The following is a 17,949-nucleotide window of genomic DNA, read 5'->3' as shown; positions in this document are numbered from 1 at the left end:
GGTCAGGGTGGCACCCGATACCGGCGGCGCGGCTCGCGGGCCAGCATGGTGGTCATGAGCACTCCCGACCTTCCCGGACCCGGCACCCAGCCCGGGCCCTCCGGCGGCGCCGCCGACACGTCCGGCGCGCAGCCGGGCACCGTCCCTCCCGGTGCGGGCGGACCCGAGCCCGCGTGGGCCGGGCCCGCCGGCCCGACCGACCCCGGCCAGCGACCTCCCCAGGGGGCCTCGCAGGGCCCTCCGCAGGCCCCGGGCGGCACCCGCCCGAACGGCACCGACGGCTTCTTCGACGCCGTCCGGCGCGTGGGCATCTACCGCGGGGACGACCGGTGGATCGGCGGTGTCGCGTCCGGCGTCGCCGAGCGGTTCGGGATCGACCCGCTCATCGTGCGCGGGCTCCTCTTCGTGACGTTCTTCCTGTCGGGCGCCGGGCTGGTGCTCTACGGCGCGGCCTGGGCCCTGCTGCCGGAGCGCCGCGACGGGCGCATCCACCTCCAGGAGGCGTTCCGCGGCAACGTGGACGTCGCGCTGCTCGGCGCGGCCGCGTTCGTCGTCGTCGGGTTCTCCTGGGGCGGCGGCTGGTGGTCGTGGTGGGACGCGCTCCACCTGGGGTGGCTGACCGGCCTGTTCTGGGTCGCAGCGTTCGTCACCGTGGCGGTCGTCGTGGTCTCCGCGCTCACGCAGCGCGGCCCGCGGGGACCTCAGGGCGCGCCGCCGCAGGCAACCCCGTGGGCGGGCGGCCCGGCGGCTCCCGGCGCCGGTGGTCCCGGGACCCCCGGGTACAGCCCCGGCGGACCGGGCACCGGTCCTGCCGGGCCTGGCTACGGCCCCGGCGGACCTGGCTACGGTCCCGGCGGACCTGGCTACGGCCCTGGCGAACCGGGTTACGGTCCGGGCGCAGCCGGTGGCGGCCCCGCGCCGACCGACGCCCCGTGGGGCTCCCCCGGGACGCCGTCGGGCGCCGCGCCGTCAGGACCCCAGGACCGGGTGAGCTGGTCCGCCGAGGCGAGCCCGTACGCCTCGACCGCGCCGGGCGTCACCGCGCCCCTTCCTCCGTACGCCCCGGGCGCACCGCTCGGCGCGACCACGGCTCCGCAGCGGGCGCACCAAGGACCGCGGAACCCGTCCGCCCAGCAGCCCCCGAGGCCTCCGCGCGCGCCCCAGCCGCCGAAGCCCCCACGCCCGCGAGGGCCAGGGGCGACCACGACGGGCATCGTGGTCGGGCTGAGCCTCCTGCTCGGCGCGCTCCTCCTCGTCGTCGAGCGCCAGGGCGAGCTGCCGTGGCCCGTGTTCCTCACCTGGGCCGGCCTGTCGGGCATCCTCGCGGGTCTCGCGATCGTCGTGAGCGGCCTGCGCGGGCGGACGAGCGGCGGCCTCGGGTGGCTCGCGGTGCTCCTGCTGGTCGTCGCGCTCCCCGCGTCGGCGTGGCGGTCCGCACCGTTCACGTTCTTCCTCGACGACTCGGTGCGGACCGTCACGGACGGCACGCACCGCGTCACCGACCCGGACGTGGCCGAGGAGGGGTTCGGCGTCACGTTCGGCGACCCGACGATCGACCTCTCCGGGCTCGACCTGTCCGACGCGACGGGCGCCTCTCCCGTCGAGGTCCCGGTCCAGCTCGGCGCCGGGGACGTGACCGTCGTCGTGCCCGACGGCGTCCCGGTCCGCGCGGAGGTCCAGGTGCTCGCGGGGAACGCCCGGTGGCACGTCGACGGCGACCGGCAGGAGATCGGCGGCGTCAGCACGCAGCCGGTCACGTTCGACAACGACGAGGTCCAGTCCGGCGAGGACCCGCTGCTCGTGCTGCGGGTCGAGGTCGGGGCCGGCCAGATCACGATCGAGGAGGACTGATGAACGACTCAGCACGCCGCGACGACGACACGCGGCCGCTCGGCGACGAGCTGTTCGACACCCCGCAGGCCGGCGCCGCGGAGGCGGACGCCCACCCGACGGTGCCGCTGTCCACCGACCCTCCGGCCACGGAGCCGCTCGCCGGGCCGTCGGTACCCGATCCGCGAACCACGGAACCCCTGCCCGGCGCGCGGGCGGCGCGGGACGGGGAGACGTCCGTCCTGGACGTGCCCGGAACGGCAGCCCCCGCGCACCCGCTCGCCGCTCCCGGTGGCCCGACGACGACCGGCCCGACCTCCGACGCGGTCCCGTCCGCCGGACCGTCCCTGCCGGCGGCGCCCACGACGCCCGCGGCTCCCGCCGAACCCCCGTCGCCCGTCCGGCGCGGCCCCCGCGTCTCCACGATCGTCTGGGGCTTCGTCATCGTCGCGTTCGGCGTCGTCGTCCTCGCCGCCGCGCTCGGCGCGCGGGTCGACCTCGGGCTGGCCACGATCGTCGTGCTCGCCGCGGCGGGGCTCACGCTCGTGGTCGGGTCCATCGTCTCGGGGGCCCGGCGCCGGCGAGGCTGAGCCCGGTCCGGCCCCCGCGTGGGCGACCGCAGGCCGAGAGACGGCGGGCCGAGACACGGCGAGGGGCCGTGGCACGTGTGCCACGGCCCCTCGTCGTGTCCGAGCGACGCCGCCCCGCACGCTCTCCCCGGTGCGACCCGGCGGGAACGGGTCCTCGACGTCCGGACGGACGGCCGGGACGGTCAGGGGGTGGGCTCGTCACCCCGACGCTCGGGCGGGGTGCCCGTGGGGCCGGTCGTGGGCGTCGTGGTGTCGGGCGACGCGGCCGGCGACACGCCCGGTGCGGACGGGGTGCCCGTCCCCGGCGCGCCGGTCGGCTCGACCGGCGTCGCGGCCGCGCGGGCCTCGGCACCGGGCGTCGAGAGCGCGGACGTGCGGCCCGGCGCCTCGACCGGGCGTGCCGGCTCCGGACGGACGGGCGGAGCCGTCGGCGAGGGTTCCGCGTGCGCGGGCGCGACGTGGCGCCCGGCGTCCGACAGGTCGCCCGACGACGTGTACGCCCCCGGCGTCTCGACCGCGACGCTGGGGCCGCCCGCGAGCCGCCGGAGGGCGATCCCGACGAGGATGAACAGGACGCCGAGCCCCATGACGAGCAGGCACACCCCGAACGCGACGACGGACGTGAACAGCGACGCCCGCAGGAACGACGCCGTCATGACGGTCTGCCGGGTCGGGTCGTCCTGGTCGAGCTCGGCGTACGTCTGGCCGCCGCTCGCCTCGAGCGCGTGCTTGTTGATGACCTCGGCCTGCGCGTACGCGGTGAGCGGCCCGTTGACGTGGCGGCCCGCCAGGAACGACGCGTCGTCCGAGACGGTGATCTCCTCGGCGGACAGCTGGTTCGCCACGACGATCCAGGTGCCGATGCCCGCGAGGAGGAGGACGATGCCGGCGATGATCGACACGAGGCCAATGCCCCGCGCCCCCTTGGCCGGAGTGACGGTGACGGTGCTCGACATGGCGCGTTCTCCCCTTCGTCAGGACCCACCTGCTGCCGCTCCGCGGGCGGTGACCCGCGGGCGCGGGACCGCCGCAGGGCGGTCGAACCACCCATACGGGACCCACGGTAGCGACGACGACGACGGACCGCGCGGCGAACGCCCACCTCAGGGCGCCGCGCCGCGTCCCCGGTCCGGCCGCGGGACCGGTGCGCGATCGGACCGGCCGCTGCCCGCCCACGCCGGGATGGGAGGATGCCGTCCGTGCGCATCACCCACCTGACCGACTGCTACCTGCCCCTGCTCGGCGGGATCGAGACCCAGGTCGCGCGCCTCGCGCAGCAGCAGGCGGCTGCCGGGCACGACGTCGCGGTCGTCTGCACGACCCCCGCCCGCCCGGGCGCGCACGGCGTCAGCGCCGAGCGCGACGGGGACGTCACGGTCCACCGCCTCGCCGCGCGCGTCCCGGGCGGCTACCCCGTGCACCCGCGGGCGCCGCACCACGTGGCGCGGATCCTGCGCGCGGACCGCCCCGACGTCGTGCACCTCCACATGGGCGTCCTCACGCCCTCGACGCAGGCGTCCCTGCGCACCGTCGTGCGCGCGGGACTGCCCGCCGTGCTCACGGTGCACAGCGTCTGGGGCGGGGCGGAGAGGGCGTTCGCCGGGCTCGACCGCGTCGTGCGGTGGTCGCGCTGGCCCGTCCTGTGGTCGGCCGTGAGCGAGCTGACGGCGGCTCCGCTGCGCCGCATCGTCGGCGACCACGGCGAGGTCGTGGTGCTGCACAACGGCCTCGACCTCGACGCGTGGCGCGTGCCGCGCACCGAGCGCGCCGAGCGCATGGAGGGCGCCGCCGTCCACGTCGTGGCGGCGACGCGGTTCGCGCCGCGCAAGCGCGTGCTGCCGCTCCTCGAGGTCGTGCGCGACGCCGTCGCACGCCTCCCCGAGGGCGCGCTCCACGTGACGCTCGCGGGGGACGGCCCCGAGCTGGCCGACGCACGGCGCTTCGTCGCCGAGCACGGGCTGGGGTCGGTCGTGTCGCTCCCCGGCCGCCTCGACGCGACGGGGCTCAAGCGGCTCTACGCGCGCGCCGACGTGTTCGCCGCGCCCGCCGTCGAGGAGGCGTTCGGCATCGCGGCGCTCGAGGGCCAGGCGGCCGGGCTCGCCGTCCTCACCCGCTCGCAGTCGGGCGTCGCGGAACGCCTCACGGACGGCGTCGACGCGCTCGTCGCGGACGACGACGCCGGGCTCACCGACGCGCTCGTGCGGCTCGCGACCGAGGACGGCCTGCTCGACCGGATCGTCGCGCACAACCGCGACGTGCCGTCGTCGGCGGGCTGGCCGCGCGTGCTCGCCGACGTGGAGGCAGCATACGAACGGGCCGCGACGATCGCCGTGGATCGTCGGGCCCGTCCGTCCCGCTAGGGGTCACTCCCACTCGATGGTGCCCGGGGGCTTGCTCGTCACGTCGAGCACGACCCGGTTGACCTCTGCCACCTCGTTGGTGATGCGCGTCGAGATGACGGAGAGCACGTCGTAGGGCAGGCGCGTCCAGTCGGCCGTCATCGCGTCCTCGGACGAGACGGGGCGCAGCACGATCGGGTGACCGTAGGTGCGGCCGTCGCCCTGGACGCCGACCGAGCGCACGTCGGCGAGCAGCACGACGGGGCACTGCCAGATCTCGTTGTCCAGCCCCGCCTTGGTCAGCTCCTCGCGCGCGATCGCGTCCGCGGCGCGCAGCGTCTCCAGGCGGTCCGCCGTGACCTCGCCGACGATGCGGATGCCGAGGCCCGGGCCGGGGAACGGCTGGCGGGCGACGATCTCCTCGGGCACCCCGAGCTCGCGGCCGACGGCCCGGACCTCGTCCTTGAACAGCGTCCGCAGCGGCTCGACGAGCGAGAACTGCAGGTCGTCGGGCAGCCCGCCGACGTTGTGGTGGCTCTTGATGTTCGCCGCGCCCTCGCCGCCGCCGGACTCGACGACGTCCGGGTACAGCGTGCCCTGGACGAGGAACTTCACCTCGGCCCCGTGCTCGCCCGCGTCCTCGACGATCTGGCGCGCGGAGTCCTCGAACACGCGGATGAACTCGCGGCCGATGATCTTGCGCTTGGTCTCGGGGTCGCTGTGCCCCGCGAGCGCGGTGAGGAACCGCTCCTTCTCGTCGCGGATCACGAGGTTCACACCGGTCGCCGCGACGAAGTCGCGCTCGATCTGCTCGACCTCGCCCGCGCGCATGAGCCCGTGGTCGACGTGCACGCACGTGAGCTGGTCGCCCACCGCGCGCTGGACGAGGGCCGCCGCGACCGCGGAGTCGACGCCACCGGAGAGCGCGCAGATGACGCGCGCGTCGCCGACCTGGGCGCGGATCGCCGCGACCTGGTCCGTGATGACGTTGCCGGGCGTCCAGTCCGGGGCGAGCCCCGCGCCCTCGTAGAGGAAGTGCTCCAGCACGGTCTGGCCGTGCGCGGAGTGCTTGACCTCGGGGTGCCACTGCACGCCATAGAGGCGGCGCGACGTGTCCTCGAACGCCGCGACGGGCGAGCCCGCCGACGTCGCGAGGACCTCGAAGCCCTCGGGCGCACGGTGGACCGCGTCGCCGTGGCTCATCCACGTGGTCTGGTTCTCCGGCGTGCCGTCGAGCAGCACGCCCGCGGCGCACACCTCGACCTCGGTGCCGCCGTACTCGCGCAGGCCCGTCTGGGCGACCTCGCCGCCGAGCGCCTTGGCCATGGCCTGGAAGCCGTAGCAGATGCCCATGACGGGCACGCCGGCCGCGAACAGGGCCGGGTCCACGAACGGGGCGCCGGTCGCGTACACCGACGACGGCCCGCCGGAGAGGATGATCGCGACCGGGTCCTTCGCGAGCATCTGCTCGACCGTGAAGGTGTGCGGCACGATCTCGGAGTAGACCTTGGCCTCGCGCACGCGGCGCGCGATGAGCTGCGCGTACTGGGCGCCGAAGTCGACGACGAGCACGGGCCGCGGGGTCGCGGCGACCTCGGCGGTGGTGGGGGTGTCGGGAGCGGTGGCGGGTGACGTCACCGGTCCAGGATAGTCGCCGCCCGGCGCGGTCCCGTCCCGCGTCTCAGGCGCCGGTGCGCTCCGTGGCTCGCTCGGTGACGCGCTCGACGATCCGGTCGCGCAGCGCCCGCGCCGCGGCCTCGGGGTCGCTCGCCTGCGTGATCGCCCGCACGACCACGACGCGCGTCGCCCCGGCGTCGAGCACCGCGTCGAGCCGGTCCGCGTCGATCCCGCCGATGGCGAACCACGGGGTGCGCGGCCGCGTCGCGGCGACCGCGCGCAGCAGGTCGAGCCCGACGGCGGCGCGCCCCGGCTTCGTCGGCGTCGCCCACAGGGGGCCGACGCAGAAGTAGTCGACGTCCGGGTCGGCCTCGGCGGCGGCCGCCTGGTCGGCCGAGTGCGTGGACCGGCCGAGCACCGGCGCGGCGCCGAGCAGGGAGCGCACCGCGGGGACGGGAAGGTCCCCCTGGCCCATGTGCACCACGGGCGCGGCGGCCAGCCGTGCGACGTCGGCCCGGTCGTTGACGGCCCACAGCGCGCCGTGCTCCGTCGCGACCCGTGCGACGAGCTCCTGGAGCTCGAGCTCGCGCGCGACGTCGAGCGTCTTGTCGCGGAGCTGGACCGCGTCGACCCCGCCCGCGAGCGCCGCCCGCAGGAAGTCCTCGAGGTCGCCGCGCTCCTCGCGCGCGTCGGTGCACAGGTAGAGGCGCGCGTCGGCGAGGCGGGCGCGTGCGGCGTCCGGAGCCGGCGGGGCGGGGGTGGCGGGAGGAGTGGCGAAGGTCTCGGTGCTCACCCGCCGGAGCCTAGCGGCGGCGCGTCCCGGGCAGGCGGTACTGTGGCCGACAGCACGGGAGCCCCGCACGGGGCTGAGAGGGCGTCGGAGCCGACCGTCGAACCTGATCTGGGTCATGCCAGCGAAGGGAGCGCGCATGCACACCCCTGTCCGTCCTGGGGCCCGCCCGCCGGGACCCGGTCCTGCCGTGCCCGACGGCGCGCGCGACCTCGTCGTCGTGGGCGGCGGGATCGTGGGGCTCGCCGTCGCGTGGCGCGCCGCGCGCGCAGGGCTGAGCGTCACGGTGCTGGACCCGTCGCCGGGCGACGGCGCGACGCACGCCGCCGCCGGGATGCTCGCCCCGGTCACGGAGGCCGACTTCGGCGAGGACGACGCACTCCGCCTGCACCTCGCGGCCGCCGCGGCGTGGCCCGGCTTCGCGGGGGACCTGCGCGCCGCGACCGGCGCCGACGTCGGGCTGCGCACCGCGGGCACCCTCACCCTCGCGTACGACGCCGACGACCTCGCGCTGCTCCGGCGCGTCCTCGCCCTCCACGCGGCGCACGGCCTCGCGTCGCGCGAGCTCACCGTGGCCGACGCCCGCAGGCGCGAGCCCTATCTCGGCCCGCGGGTCGCGGGCGCGGCCTGGGCCCCGGCCGACCACGCGGTCGACCCGCGCGCGACGCACGCCGCGCTGCTGAGAGCGCTGCTCGGCGCGCCCGGTGGCGTCCCCGGCGCGGGCTCCCGACCGGGGACGCTCACGGGGACCACCGGTTCCGGGGTACGTGCCGTCGTCGTGCGGGCATCGGCGACGCGGCTCGCGCTCGACCCGGCCGGGCGGGTCGTGGGCGTGCACGACGACGCGGGCCGGCTCCACGCGGCGGGTGCGGTCGTCGTCGCGGCGGGCTGGAGGTCCGGCGCGCTGCTCGCGGACGTTCCGGGCGTCGTCGTGCCGACGCGGCCGGTCAAGGGGCAGACCCTGCGCCTCGACGCCGGGCCTGACCTCGCGCTCGAGCACGTGGTGCGCGGGGTCGTGCAGGGGCGGCCGGTGTACGTCGTGCCGCGCGACCCGGTCCCGGACGGACCGCGCGCCGGGCACCGGGAGGTCGTCGTCGGCGCGACCACCGAGGAGAACCCCGACGACCGCCGCGCGACCGCGGGCGGCGTCTTTGCCCTGCTGCGCGACGCACGCGCCCTCCTGCCCGGGATCGACGAGGCCGAGCTCGTCGACGTCACGCCCCGGGCACGCCCCGCGACCCCGGACAACCTGCCGCTCGTCGGGGCGACCGTGGTGCCCGGCCTGCACGTCGCGGCGGGTCACGGACGCAACGGCATCCTGCTGGCGCCGCTCACCGCCGACGCGGTCGTCGCCGGCCTCACCGGTGCCGCGCTCCCGGCCGACGCCGCCACCGCCCTCTCCCCGACCCGCACCGACCGCTTCGCCGAACCCGGGGTTGTCCCCCGGTTCGCGTCGGATCCGGGGAACAACCCCGGGTTCGACGTCGGCCGGTCGGCCGCCTTCTCCACGACGACACCGAGGTGATCCCCGTGACCGCACCTGCTCCGACCGCGCTCGTCAACGGCGAGCCGTACCCGCTCGCCGCCCCCGTGCACCTCGAGCAGCTCGTCGCGGCGCTCGTGCCCGCGTACGTCGCCGACGGGACGCCGCAAGGCGTCGCCGTCGCCGTGGACGACGCCGTCGTGCCGCGCGGCTCGTGGGCGACGACCGTCGTCGCGCCCGGCGACCGCATCGAGATCGTCACCGCCGTCCAGGGCGGCTGAGGAGGACCCGTGACCACGACCGACATCTCCCGCGCCCCCGCGAGCCGACCGTCGGACGGCGACGACCCGCTCGTCGTCGCCGGCACGGCCATCGGGTCGCGCCTCGTCATGGGCACCGGCGGGGCGGCGAACCTGCTCACGCTCGAGGACGCGCTCGTCGCGTCCGGCACCGCGTTGACGACCGTCGCGATGCGCCGCGTCGCCGTGCGCGCCGGCGGCGAGGCGAGCCCCGACGCCGGGATCTGGGCGCTCCTCGCGCGCCTCGGCATCCGCGCGCTGCCCAACACGGCCGGGTGCTTCTCCGTGCGCGAGGCCGTGCTCACGGCGCACCTCGCGCGCGAGGCGTGCGGCACCGAGTGGGTCAAGCTCGAGGTGATCGCCGACGACGTCACGCTCCTGCCCGACCCCGTCGGCCTCGTCGAAGCCGCCGAGCAGCTCGTGCGCGACGGGTTCGTCGTGCTGCCCTACACGAACGACGACCCGATCCTCGCGCGCCGGCTCGAGGACGTGGGGTGCGCCGCCGTCATGCCCCTCGGCGCGCCGATCGGCACCGGGCTCGGCATCCTCAACCCCCGCAACATCGAGGCGATCGCGGCCGCCGCCCGCGTGCCGGTGATCCTCGACGCGGGGATCGGGACGGCGTCCGACGCCGCGCAGGCGATGGAGCTCGGGTGCGACGGCGTCCTGCTCGCCACCGCCGTCACGCGCGCCGCCGACCCCGTCCGCATGGCGCACGCGATGCGCCTCGCCGTCGAGTCGGGCCGCCTCGCCGCAGGCGCCGGCCGCATCCCCCGCCGCGAGGGCGCCCTCGCGAGCTCGTCGCCGGACGGCCGCCTGGACCTCGCCCTCTGACGCCGGCGACCAGGCCACCCCGGGCTTGCCGAACAGGCCGTCCTGGCTCGTCAGCCGGCCGGGACGCGCCACCACCACCTGTTCGGCGCGTTGGGGGCGCGCGGCCTAGGTGACCGGGGAGGCGGCCGCGAGGGCGTCGAGAAGAGCGGGGACGCCGCCGACCACGGAGCGGGCGTCGATCCCCGCGGCGCGGGCGACGTCGGCGACGCGGGCCGAGCGGGCGCCGACCGCGCACAGGACGAGCACCGTCCGGTCCGTCGGGAGGTCCGCGAGCGCCCCGGCGGGGTCGCCCGTGAGGAATGTCCCGCTCGGCACGAGGGTCGCGCCGGGGAGGGGGCGCACCTGCGCCTCCCAGTCCTCGCGCACGTCGAGCAGGTACGGCACCCGGCCGTCGTCGCCCAGCAGGGCCGCGGCGTCGTGCGCGGTGACGTCGCGCTCCCCCGCGACCGGCTGCGCGTCCGACGCCGCCGGGGCGAGCCCGCAGAACGCGGCGTAGGCGTCGTCGCCCGGCAGGAGCGCGGTGACGGGGTCGCGCGTCGGGTCGGCGCGCACGGTGAGCTGGCGCCACGAGAGGTCGAGGGCGTCGTAGACCGCGAGACGGCCGAGCAGCGTCGTGCCGGCGCCGGTGACGAGCTTGATCGCCTCGGTCGCCAGGACGGAGCCGACAGTGCCGCACATCGCGCCGAGCACCCCGCCGGTCGCGCAGTCGGGCGCGGCGCCGGGCGGCGGCGGCACGGGGAACACGTCGCGGTACGTGACGCCGCGCGCCTCGCCGTCCCCGGCACCGGCGGGAGCCGCGCCGCCCGGGAGCGGGACGTCGTCGGGCACCGCGAACCGCGGTGCGCTCCAGAAGACGCTGACCTGGCCCTGGAAGCGGTAGATCGAGCCCCAGACCACGGGCAGCCCGAGGACCTCGGCCGCGTCGGAGACGAGGTAGCGCGTGGGGAAGTTGTCGGCGCCGTCGAGCACGACGTCGTAGCCGCGCAGCACGTCGAGCGCGGTGTCGGCGTCGAGGCGCATCGCGTGCTCGACGACGCGCACGTGCGGGTTGACGTCGGCGATCGCGTCGCGCGCGGAGTCGACCTTGCGGCGCCCGACGTCGGGCCCTCCGTGGATGACCTGGCGCTGGAGGTTGGACGTGTCGACGACGTCGTCGTCGACGATGCCGATCGTGCCCACGCCCGCGGCGGCGAGGTAGAGCAGCGCGGGGCTGCCGAGGCCGCCCGCCCCGACGACGAGCACGCGCGCGGCAGCGAGGCGACGCTGGCCCTCGGGGCCGACGCCGGGCAGCGCGAGGTGGCGCGCGTACCGCTCGAGCTCGGCGGTGGTCAGCTCGGGACCGGGCGCGACGAGGGGCGCGAGAGCCGCCGTCATGACGCGTACTGCTCCTCCAGGCCGGCGAGCTTGGCCTCGGCCTCGGCGTGCACCTTCTTCTCGAGGATGAACGACATGACCGGCACGACGCCCGCGAACACCATGGTCGCGAGCCGGCCCCATCCCCAGCGCATCTTGGTCCACAGGTCGAGGACCGTGACGAGGTAGACGACGTAGATCCAGCCGTGCGCGAAGGGGATCCAGGACACGTACCGCATGATCCCGTCGACGTCGACGAACTGACCGACCCCGTACTTGACGAGCATCTCGACGCACAGGATGAGCAGCATCACACCGGTGATGATCGCGAGGACCCGGTAGCGGGCGAGCGCGCCGCGCGCCTTGCGGATCGCGGTGCGCGCGGCCTCCGTGCTCGGCGTCGCCACGTCGGCGGGCGCGTCGGTCGGGGTGGACGTAGCCGGGTCCTGCGTGGTCATGGGGGAGGTCCTCGTTCCGGGCGAGACGGCCGCCGCGGTCCCTGCCGCGCGCGGTGGCGTGCGACGCGGTCGCAGCGGTTAAAGCGTCGCCGCGTGTCGGACGCCGAACCTAGGGTAGAACACCGTGCGACCCCTCCCCCTCCCCGACCCGGGGACCCCCGACCTGCGCGGACCGACGCGCTACCTGCTCTGGCTGGCCCGGCGCCAGCGGACCGTGCTCACCGTCTCCGTGCTGCTGGGCCTCGCGAACTTCGCGTGCCAGGCGTTCCAGCCGTACATGCTCGGCCGCGCGCTCGACGAGGGGCTCGCGGAGGGGTTCGGACCGGAGCTGTGGCGCTGGGCGGGCCTCCTGCTCGCGCTGGGCCTCGGGATCGTCGTCACGGGCGTGACGCAGCACCGGTTCGACATCGCGAACTGGCTCCGCTCCGCGCTCACCACGTCCCAGCTCGTGGGCGACGTCACCGCGCGCTCCGGCGACGCGATCACGGAGGAGCTGCCCACGGGCGAGGTCGTCTCGACCGTGGCGAGCGACGCCATGCGCGTGGGTCAGCTCTTCTCGATGATGGGCCAGTTCCTCGGTGCCCTCGGCGCGTACGTCGTGGTCGCCGTGATCATGCTCTCGACGTCGCTCCAGCTCGGGCTCGTCGTCGTGCTGGGCCTGCCCGTGGTCGCGGCCGTGCTCGCGCTGCTCGTCAAGCCGCTCCAGCAGCGCCAGGCCGCGCAGCGCGAGGCCCAGGGCCGCCTGACGACGCTGGGCGCGGACACCGTCTCCGGCCTGCGCATCCTGCGCGGCATCGGCGGCGAGGGCGTGTTCGTCGGCCGCTACGCGCGGCAGTCGCAGAAGGTGCGCGAGGCCGGCGTGAAGGTCGCGCACACGCAGGCCACGCTCGACGCGCTCCAGGTGCTCCTGCCCGGCCTCCTCGTCGTGCTCGTCGTCTACCTGGGCGCGACGGCGGCGCTGGCGGGCGACATCACGCCCGGCCAGCTCGTCGCGTTCTACGGGTACGCGGCGTTCCTCGGCTGGCCGCTCCAGGTCGCGACCCAGATGCTCAACATCGCGACACGCGCCCACGTCGCGTCGCGCAAGATCGTGCGCGTCCTCGCGGTCGAGCCCGCCGCGGGCGCGACCCCGGCGACCGCGCCCATGCCGCCCGAGGGCAGCCCTCTCGTCGACGAGACGAGCGGCCTCGTCCTCGAGCCGGGCCGCGTCGTCGCGCTCGTCTCCGCGGACCCCGACGCGTCGGCGGCCGTGGCAACCCGCCTGGGCCGCTTCGACGACGCCGCGGAGGCCGCCACGCCCGTGCGGCTCGGCGGGACGCTCCTCGCCGACCTGGACAAGCACGCGCTCCGGCACCGGGTCGTGGTCGCCGAGGCGACGCCGCAGCTCTTCTCGGGGGCGCTGCGCGACGAGCTCGACCCGCGGGGCGCCGCGACCGAGGCCGACGTGCTCGCCGCGGTCGCCGTCGCCGACGCCCACGACGTGCTCGACTCCGTCCCGGACGGCCTCGCGGGCGAGCTGCCCGAGAAGGGCCGCTCGCTCTCGGGCGGTCAGCGCCAGCGCGTCGCGCTCGCGCGCGCGCTGCTCACCGAGCCCGAGGTCCTCGTGCTCGTCGAGCCGACGAGCGCCGTCGACGCCCACACGGAGGCCCGGATCGCCGCGAGCCTCGCCGACGCCCGCCGCGGGCGCACGACGCTCGTCGTCACCGCGTCCCCGCTCGTGCTCGAGCACGTCGACGAGGTCCTGCTCCTCGAGGGTGGTCGCGTGACCGCGCGCGGCACGCACCGCGACCTCGTGGACCGCGCCCACGCGCCCGGTACGACGCCGGACGACGACGCGGCCCGCTACCTGCGCGTCGTCGGGCGCTCGCTCGACGAGTCGCCCGTCCTCGCCCGCACCGCACCTGAAGGAGGAGAGTCGTGAAGCTCCCCGTCGCCGACGGCCCCGCCGTCCGCGCCGCCGCCGGGCGGCTCTTCGCCCGCCACCGCGGCACGTTCGTCCTGATCGCCGTGCTGCACACCCTGGCCGCCGTCGCCGGGCTCGTGGGCCCATGGCTGCTCGGCCGCCTCGTCGACGCCGTCACCGAGGGCACGACCTCGTCCTACGTGACGACCGTCGTCGCCGTCGGCGCGGGGGCCGTCGTCGCGCAGGCCGTGCTGCGCCGGTACGCGCAGCGCCTGTCCATGGTGTTCGGCGAGACGGTGTTCGCCGAGCTCCGCGAGGACCTCGTCGAGACGGTGACCTCGCTCCCCCTGTCGACCGTCGAGCGCGCGGGCACGGGCGACCTCGTCGCGCGCACGACCAACGACGTCGACCGCATCCAGCACGCGGTGCGCTTCGGCGTGCCGCAGCTCCTCGTGGCGGTCGTGACGCTCGTCCTCACGGTCGTGGCGTCGGTCGTCGTCGCGCCGCTCGTCGCGATCGCGCTGTTCGTCGGCGTCCCGCTGCTCGTCGTCGTCTCGCGCTGGTACCTCAAGCGCGCGTCGGCGGGCTACCAGCGCGAGGCCGCCGCGTACGCGACGCTCAACGGGACCATCACGGAGAACGTGGAGGGTGCTCGCACCGTCGACGCGCTCTCGCTCACCGAGCGGCGCAAGGCCCGCGTCCGTGCCGACCTCACCGAGGCGTTCGAGTCCGAGAAGTACACGCTCGGGCTGCGCACGGTGCTCTTCCCGGGCATCGACCTCGCGATCGCGATCGCGCCGGTCGCCGCGCTCGTGTGGGGCGCGTGGCTGCTCTCGCAGGGCCAGACGACGCTCGGCGCGGTCGCCACGGTGACGACCTACGCGTTCCAGCTCGCCGGGCCGGTGTGGAACCTCATCTTCTGGCTCGACGAGATCCAGGTCGCCGCGGCGTCCTACGCGCGCATCGTCGGCGTCGCGCAGGTGCCGGGCGACCGCACCGCGACGGGCGACGTGCCCGACGGCGACCGGCTCGTCGCGCGCGACGTCGAGTACGCCTACCGCGAGGGCCACCCCGTGCTGCACGGCGTCTCGCTCGACCTCGAGCCGGGCGAGCGGCTCGCCGTCGTCGGGCCGTCGGGCGCGGGGAAGTCGACCCTCGGGCGCATGCTCGCGGGGATCCACCCCCCGACGGCGGGTTCCGTCCGCTCCGGCGGGGTGCGGCTCGTCGACCTGCCGCTCGAGGACCTGCGGGGCGAGGTCGCGCTCGTCACGCAGGAGCACCACGTGTTCGTCGGCACGCTCGCCGACAACCTGCGGCTGGCGAAGGTCGACGCGAGCGACACCGAGCTCCGCGACGCGCTCGACGCCGTGGACGCGCGCGGCTGGGCCGAGTCCCTGCCCGACGGCCTGGAGACGACCGTCGGGTCGGGCGGGCACGTGCTCACGCCCGCGCAGGCGCAGCAGGTCGCGCTCGCGCGGCTCGTGCTCCTCGACCCGCACACGCTCGTGCTCGACGAGGCGACGTCGCTCCTCGACCCGCGCGCGGCCCGGCACCTCGAGCGCTCGCTCGACGCCGTGCTCGCCGGCCGGACCGTCGTCGCGATCGCGCACCGCCTGCACACCGCGCACGACGCCGACCGCGTCGCGGTGGTCGACGGCGGCCGCATCAGCGAGATCGGCCCGCACGACGAGCTCGTCGCGGCAGGCGGCGACTACGCGCGTCTCTGGCACTCCTGGCAGCAGGAGTAGTGGCCGGACGCACCGGTGCCCGACCGTCGCGGAGGCGACGACCGGGCACCGGTGCCGTGCGGGGTCAGGCGACCCGACGGGACGACCGCGCCAGGGTCAGAAGCACGTGACGTGGATCGAGACCGAGGCGTTGCTCGACGACGCGTACGCGGTGCCCTGGCCGTCGTAGTCGTACAGGGTGACCGACGCGCCCGCGCTGTTGGTGGCGCTCCGCGTCGTCCCGCTGACGGTGAGGGTCACGTTCGTCGGCGCGCTCGCGGTGACCTTCGCGTCGCGGGTCCCGCAGTTGTACGGCGTGGTCCGGGTCGCCGCGCTCGCGCCGGCCGCCGGGACCAGGACGAGGCCCAGCGTGACGGCTGCTGCCAGCGGTGCAAGACGCTTCTTCATGGAGTACCCCCGTGTCTCTCGGACCGCCGGGCGACCTCGACCGGCGGCCGATCCGGGCACACTGCCCGGATCGCGATAAGACTGCAGTCCGTACATACTCCCGGCAAGGCCCGTGTCACCTGCTGAGACGGACAACCTCTCGCGAGATCGACCCGCGCGTCCGCAGGTCGACCCTCCGAGGGCCGGTCTCAGACGCTCGGGTCGATCTCGAGGGCCGGTTGTCCACAGACCTCGGCAGCGCGCTCCAACCCACGTCCGCGTCGAGCACGCTCGGCACCATGCCCAGCGACCTCGCTCCGCAGGCCGGCCTGCCCCGTACGAGCTCGGTGCTCCGCGAGACGCCGGCCCGAGAGTCCCCCGTCCGCGACACCGTCCCGGGGCGCACGCCGTCGCACCACCCTGCGACCGCCTCGTCCCCCGACGAGGCACCCCGGCGTCCCGGCGACGAACGGCGGACCGAGCGCCCCGCCCCGCCGACGGCGATCCGCTTCACCGAGGAGCGACGCACGGAGCTCGCGCGCCGGACCCGGGCCGGAACGCTCGACCGCGTCCGGCGCGGCGTGTACCTCCCTCCGGCCGCTGCCGACCTGAGCCCCGCCCAGCTCCGCCGCGAGCTCGTGCTCCGCCGCGTCAGCGCCGTCTCCGAGCGGTTGTCGAGCGCGTACTGGTTCAGCCACACGAGCGCCGCGCTGCTGCACGGCTGCTGCACCTGGCGGCTGGCCGACGTCGTCCACGTCACCCAGCTCCGCCCACCCAAGGCGGCGCAGACCCGCGAGCCGGCGCTGCGGCGGCACTGGACCCCGCTCCCGGTCCGCGACCGCACCCTCGTCGGGGGCCTCCCGGTCACGACGCTGGAGCGCACGGTCGTGGACTGCGCCCGCTCCCTGCCGGGCGCGCAGGGCCTGGTCGTCGCCGACTCGGCCCTGCGTGCCGGCGCCGACCCGGCGGTGCTCGCCGTCCTGCTGGCGGAGGCGGCGGGAGGGCGCGGTGTACGGGGCGCACGGGCCGTCGTCGGGCTCGCGGACGCGCGCGCGGAGTCTCCGGGCGAGTCTGTCGTGCGCTGGATCCTGCACGAGGCCGGGCTGCCCGCTGCCGTGCCCGGGCTCGAGGTCCCGACGTGGCGCGGGAGCCTGTGGGTGGACCTCGGATGGCCGGAGCACCGGGTCGCGGTCGAGTTCGACGGCGCGGTCAAGTACTCGGGCGGCGACTTCGGGGACCCTCGGTCACGCCTGGTGCAGGAGAAGGCGCGGCACGACGCGCTCGTGGAGGCGGGATGGGTCGTGCTGCGCGTGGTGTGGGCGGACCTGGCCGACCCGGCGACGATCGTGCGTCGCGTCGAGCGGGCTCTTCGTCGGTGACCGGCCCCGCGACGTGCGCGCGAGATCGACCCGTGCGTCCGAGATCGACCCTCAGGAGGTCGACGTCGAGCCGGGCGGGTCGATCTCGGTGGGTTCGGGCAGGCCGGCGATGCCGGCGTCGTCGCCCCGGCCACGGCGCTTGCCGCCCGTCGCCTCGTCGCGGACGAGCCGGATCCAGAGCAGCACGGCGAAGCCGCCGAACACCCACCATTGCAGCGCGTAGAAGAGGTTCTGCAGGTTGAGGCCCGTACCACCCTCGATCGTCGGGCGCGGGAGCTGCGCCGGACCGCCCTCGGCCGCCGACGGCTGCTCCGGGTCGGACGAGAGGAGCACGAGGTACCCCGAGTACATCGGTCCGCCCCACTCGTTGACGAGCGCCCCGGTCGAGATCGCGTCCGTGAGCCCCGGAGCGGAGCCGCCCTGGCCCGCGGCCTCCGAGGCCTGGAGGTAGCCGGTGAGCCGCACGACGCCGTCCGGCGGGTCGAGCGCGGCGCTCTCCTCGGGCGTCGCGACCCAGCCGCGGACCACGGGCAGCACGGGCGCGCCGGAGAGGTCCGCCCACGACGCGCCCTGCGTGCCGTCGTCGGTCACGTGCAGCGGCGTGAGGACGAGGTAGCCCACCCGGCCGTCGAGGGCACGGTTCTCCACGAGGAGCTGGCCCTCCGGGTCGTACTCCCCCTCGACCCACGCCTGCCGGCCGACGAGCTCGCCCGGGAAGGAGGACTGCGGCGGGAGCAGCACCCCCACGCCCTCGGGTCCGGCGGCCTCGAGCTCCGCGGCCTCCTGCTGCGCGGCGAGCTCGGCGCGCTGCTGCGCGCGGTCGAGCTGCCAGACGCCGAGCCGTGCGCACACCGCCGCGGCCAGGAGGAAGAGCACGAGCAGGCCGACCACGCGGGGCTGGCGGGCGACCGCCCAGAACGAACGCGGGGCGGTGGGCTCGGGCACGACCCCACGGTAGCC

At 76.2% G+C, this 17,949-nt stretch carries 16 protein-coding genes and 1 riboswitch; of the genes, 9 read left to right on the top strand and 7 right to left on the bottom strand.

The window, feature by feature from the left end; all coding sequences use genetic code 11:
* The first annotated feature begins 54 nt into the window (after positions 1–54).
* Positions 55–1,851: a PspC domain-containing protein gene (locus tag ACN9MS_RS05990; RefSeq protein WP_426311124.1), complete on the top strand. Its 1,797-nt coding sequence runs from the start codon at positions 55–57 to the stop codon at positions 1,849–1,851.
* Positions 1,851–2,420 (top strand): hypothetical protein, encoded by a 570-nt coding sequence (locus ACN9MS_RS05985; protein ID WP_426311123.1) that lies wholly within the window; start codon positions 1,851–1,853, stop codon positions 2,418–2,420. The genes ACN9MS_RS05990 and ACN9MS_RS05985 overlap by 1 nt, the downstream gene beginning before the upstream one ends.
* Before the next feature lie 182 nt (positions 2,421–2,602).
* Here ACN9MS_RS05985 and ACN9MS_RS05980 read toward each other — a convergent pair whose 3' ends face one another.
* Positions 2,603–3,376, bottom strand: a complete 774-nt coding sequence (locus ACN9MS_RS05980; RefSeq protein WP_426311122.1) for a hypothetical protein — start codon at positions 3,374–3,376, stop codon at positions 2,603–2,605.
* A 243-nt stretch (positions 3,377–3,619) separates the two neighbouring features.
* Between ACN9MS_RS05980 and ACN9MS_RS05975 the strand changes: the two genes are divergently transcribed.
* Entirely contained in the window at positions 3,620–4,780 is a 1,161-nt protein-coding gene (locus ACN9MS_RS05975; protein WP_426311121.1) for a glycosyltransferase family 4 protein, read from the top strand.
* Between the two features lie 3 nt (positions 4,781–4,783).
* Here ACN9MS_RS05975 and guaA read toward each other — a convergent pair whose 3' ends face one another.
* Positions 4,784–6,397, bottom strand: a complete 1,614-nt coding sequence (gene guaA, locus ACN9MS_RS05970) for a glutamine-hydrolyzing GMP synthase (RefSeq protein WP_426311120.1) — start codon at positions 6,395–6,397, stop codon at positions 4,784–4,786.
* A 43-nt stretch (positions 6,398–6,440) separates the two neighbouring features.
* Positions 6,441–7,169 (bottom strand): thiamine phosphate synthase, encoded by a 729-nt coding sequence (thiE, locus tag ACN9MS_RS05965; RefSeq protein ID WP_426311119.1) that lies wholly within the window; start codon positions 7,167–7,169, stop codon positions 6,441–6,443.
* A 52-nt stretch (positions 7,170–7,221) separates the two neighbouring features.
* Positions 7,222–7,301, top strand: a riboswitch (TPP riboswitch).
* A gap of 4 nt (positions 7,302–7,305) precedes the next feature.
* Here thiE and ACN9MS_RS05960 point away from each other — a divergent pair.
* The 3 genes from ACN9MS_RS05960 (at position 7,306) to ACN9MS_RS05950 (ending at position 9,782) form a co-directional block, all read left to right on the top strand.
* A complete protein-coding gene (locus ACN9MS_RS05960; RefSeq protein ID WP_426311118.1) occupies positions 7,306–8,691 on the top strand; it encodes an FAD-dependent oxidoreductase in 1,386 nt (461 codons plus the stop codon).
* A 5-nt stretch (positions 8,692–8,696) separates the two neighbouring features.
* Complete coding sequence (thiS, locus tag ACN9MS_RS05955; RefSeq protein WP_264032044.1) at positions 8,697–8,930, top strand: sulfur carrier protein ThiS; 234 nt, start codon at positions 8,697–8,699, stop codon at positions 8,928–8,930.
* Between the two features lie 108 nt (positions 8,931–9,038).
* The gene (locus ACN9MS_RS05950; protein WP_426311838.1) at positions 9,039–9,782 is read left to right on the top strand and encodes a thiazole synthase; all 744 of its coding nucleotides are present in this window, start codon (positions 9,039–9,041) and stop codon (positions 9,780–9,782) included.
* Between the two features lie 105 nt (positions 9,783–9,887).
* Here ACN9MS_RS05950 and ACN9MS_RS05945 read toward each other — a convergent pair whose 3' ends face one another.
* Both ACN9MS_RS05945 and ACN9MS_RS05940 read right to left on the bottom strand, forming a co-directional pair.
* Positions 9,888–11,156 carry a ThiF family adenylyltransferase gene (locus tag ACN9MS_RS05945; protein ID WP_426311117.1) on the bottom strand — a complete coding sequence of 423 codons (1,269 nt, stop codon included), beginning with the start codon at positions 11,154–11,156 and terminating at the stop codon, positions 9,888–9,890.
* Entirely contained in the window at positions 11,153–11,593 is a 441-nt protein-coding gene (locus ACN9MS_RS05940) for a DUF3817 domain-containing protein (RefSeq protein WP_426311116.1), read from the bottom strand. Before ACN9MS_RS05940 ends, ACN9MS_RS05945 begins: the two co-directional genes overlap by 4 nt.
* A gap of 124 nt (positions 11,594–11,717) precedes the next feature.
* Here ACN9MS_RS05940 and ACN9MS_RS05935 point away from each other — a divergent pair, with 124 nt between their 5' ends.
* Positions 11,718–13,514, top strand: a complete 1,797-nt coding sequence (locus ACN9MS_RS05935) for an ABC transporter transmembrane domain-containing protein (RefSeq protein WP_426311115.1) — start codon at positions 11,718–11,720, stop codon at positions 13,512–13,514.
* Positions 13,511–15,244 carry an ABC transporter ATP-binding protein gene (locus ACN9MS_RS05930; RefSeq protein ID WP_426311114.1) on the top strand — a complete coding sequence of 578 codons (1,734 nt, stop codon included), beginning with the start codon at positions 13,511–13,513 and terminating at the stop codon, positions 15,242–15,244. Before ACN9MS_RS05935 ends, ACN9MS_RS05930 begins: the two co-directional genes overlap by 4 nt.
* A 96-nt stretch (positions 15,245–15,340) precedes the next feature.
* Here the strand turns inward: ACN9MS_RS05930 and ACN9MS_RS05925 are convergent, their stop codons facing one another.
* Entirely contained in the window at positions 15,341–15,631 is a 291-nt protein-coding gene (locus tag ACN9MS_RS05925; protein ID WP_426311113.1) for a hypothetical protein, read from the bottom strand.
* A 278-nt stretch (positions 15,632–15,909) separates the two neighbouring features.
* Between ACN9MS_RS05925 and ACN9MS_RS05920 the strand changes: the two genes are divergently transcribed.
* A complete protein-coding gene (locus ACN9MS_RS05920) occupies positions 15,910–16,989 on the top strand; it encodes a hypothetical protein (RefSeq protein WP_426311112.1) in 1,080 nt (359 codons plus the stop codon).
* A gap of 51 nt (positions 16,990–17,040) precedes the next feature.
* Here the strand turns inward: ACN9MS_RS05920 and ACN9MS_RS05915 are convergent, their stop codons facing one another.
* Positions 17,041–17,934, bottom strand: a complete 894-nt coding sequence (locus ACN9MS_RS05915; RefSeq protein ID WP_426311111.1) for an SURF1 family protein — start codon at positions 17,932–17,934, stop codon at positions 17,041–17,043.
* Positions 17,935–17,949: the final 15 nt, after the last annotated feature.

This window comes from Cellulosimicrobium sp. E-16, from assembly GCF_049913115.1.
Taxonomy (GTDB): domain Bacteria; phylum Actinomycetota; class Actinomycetes; order Actinomycetales; family Cellulomonadaceae; genus Cellulosimicrobium.
Note: the sequence above shows the minus strand (reverse complement) of the source record. Positions and strands in the feature narration are given on the sequence as shown.

What these genes read in the sequence shown, in the direction of transcription:
- ACN9MS_RS05990 (WP_426311124.1), top strand. Translation starts at nt 55, where the DNA reads ATGAGCACTCCCGACCTTCCCGGACCCGGCACCCAGCCCGGGCCCTCC.
- ACN9MS_RS05985 (WP_426311123.1), top strand. Translation starts at nt 1,851, where the DNA reads ATGAACGACTCAGCACGCCGCGACGACGACACGCGGCCGCTCGGCGAC.
- ACN9MS_RS05980 (WP_426311122.1), bottom strand. Translation starts at nt 3,376, where the DNA reads ATGTCGAGCACCGTCACCGTCACTCCGGCCAAGGGGGCGCGGGGCATT.
- ACN9MS_RS05960 (WP_426311118.1), top strand. Translation starts at nt 7,306, where the DNA reads ATGCACACCCCTGTCCGTCCTGGGGCCCGCCCGCCGGGACCCGGTCCT.
- ACN9MS_RS05950 (WP_426311838.1), top strand. Translation starts at nt 9,039, where the DNA reads ATGGGCACCGGCGGGGCGGCGAACCTGCTCACGCTCGAGGACGCGCTC.
- ACN9MS_RS05945 (WP_426311117.1), bottom strand. Translation starts at nt 11,156, where the DNA reads ATGACGGCGGCTCTCGCGCCCCTCGTCGCGCCCGGTCCCGAGCTGACC.
- ACN9MS_RS05940 (WP_426311116.1), bottom strand. Translation starts at nt 11,593, where the DNA reads ATGACCACGCAGGACCCGGCTACGTCCACCCCGACCGACGCGCCCGCC.
- ACN9MS_RS05925 (WP_426311113.1), bottom strand. Translation starts at nt 15,631, where the DNA reads ATGAAGAAGCGTCTTGCACCGCTGGCAGCAGCCGTCACGCTGGGCCTC.
- ACN9MS_RS05920 (WP_426311112.1), top strand. Translation starts at nt 15,910, where the DNA reads ATGCCCAGCGACCTCGCTCCGCAGGCCGGCCTGCCCCGTACGAGCTCG.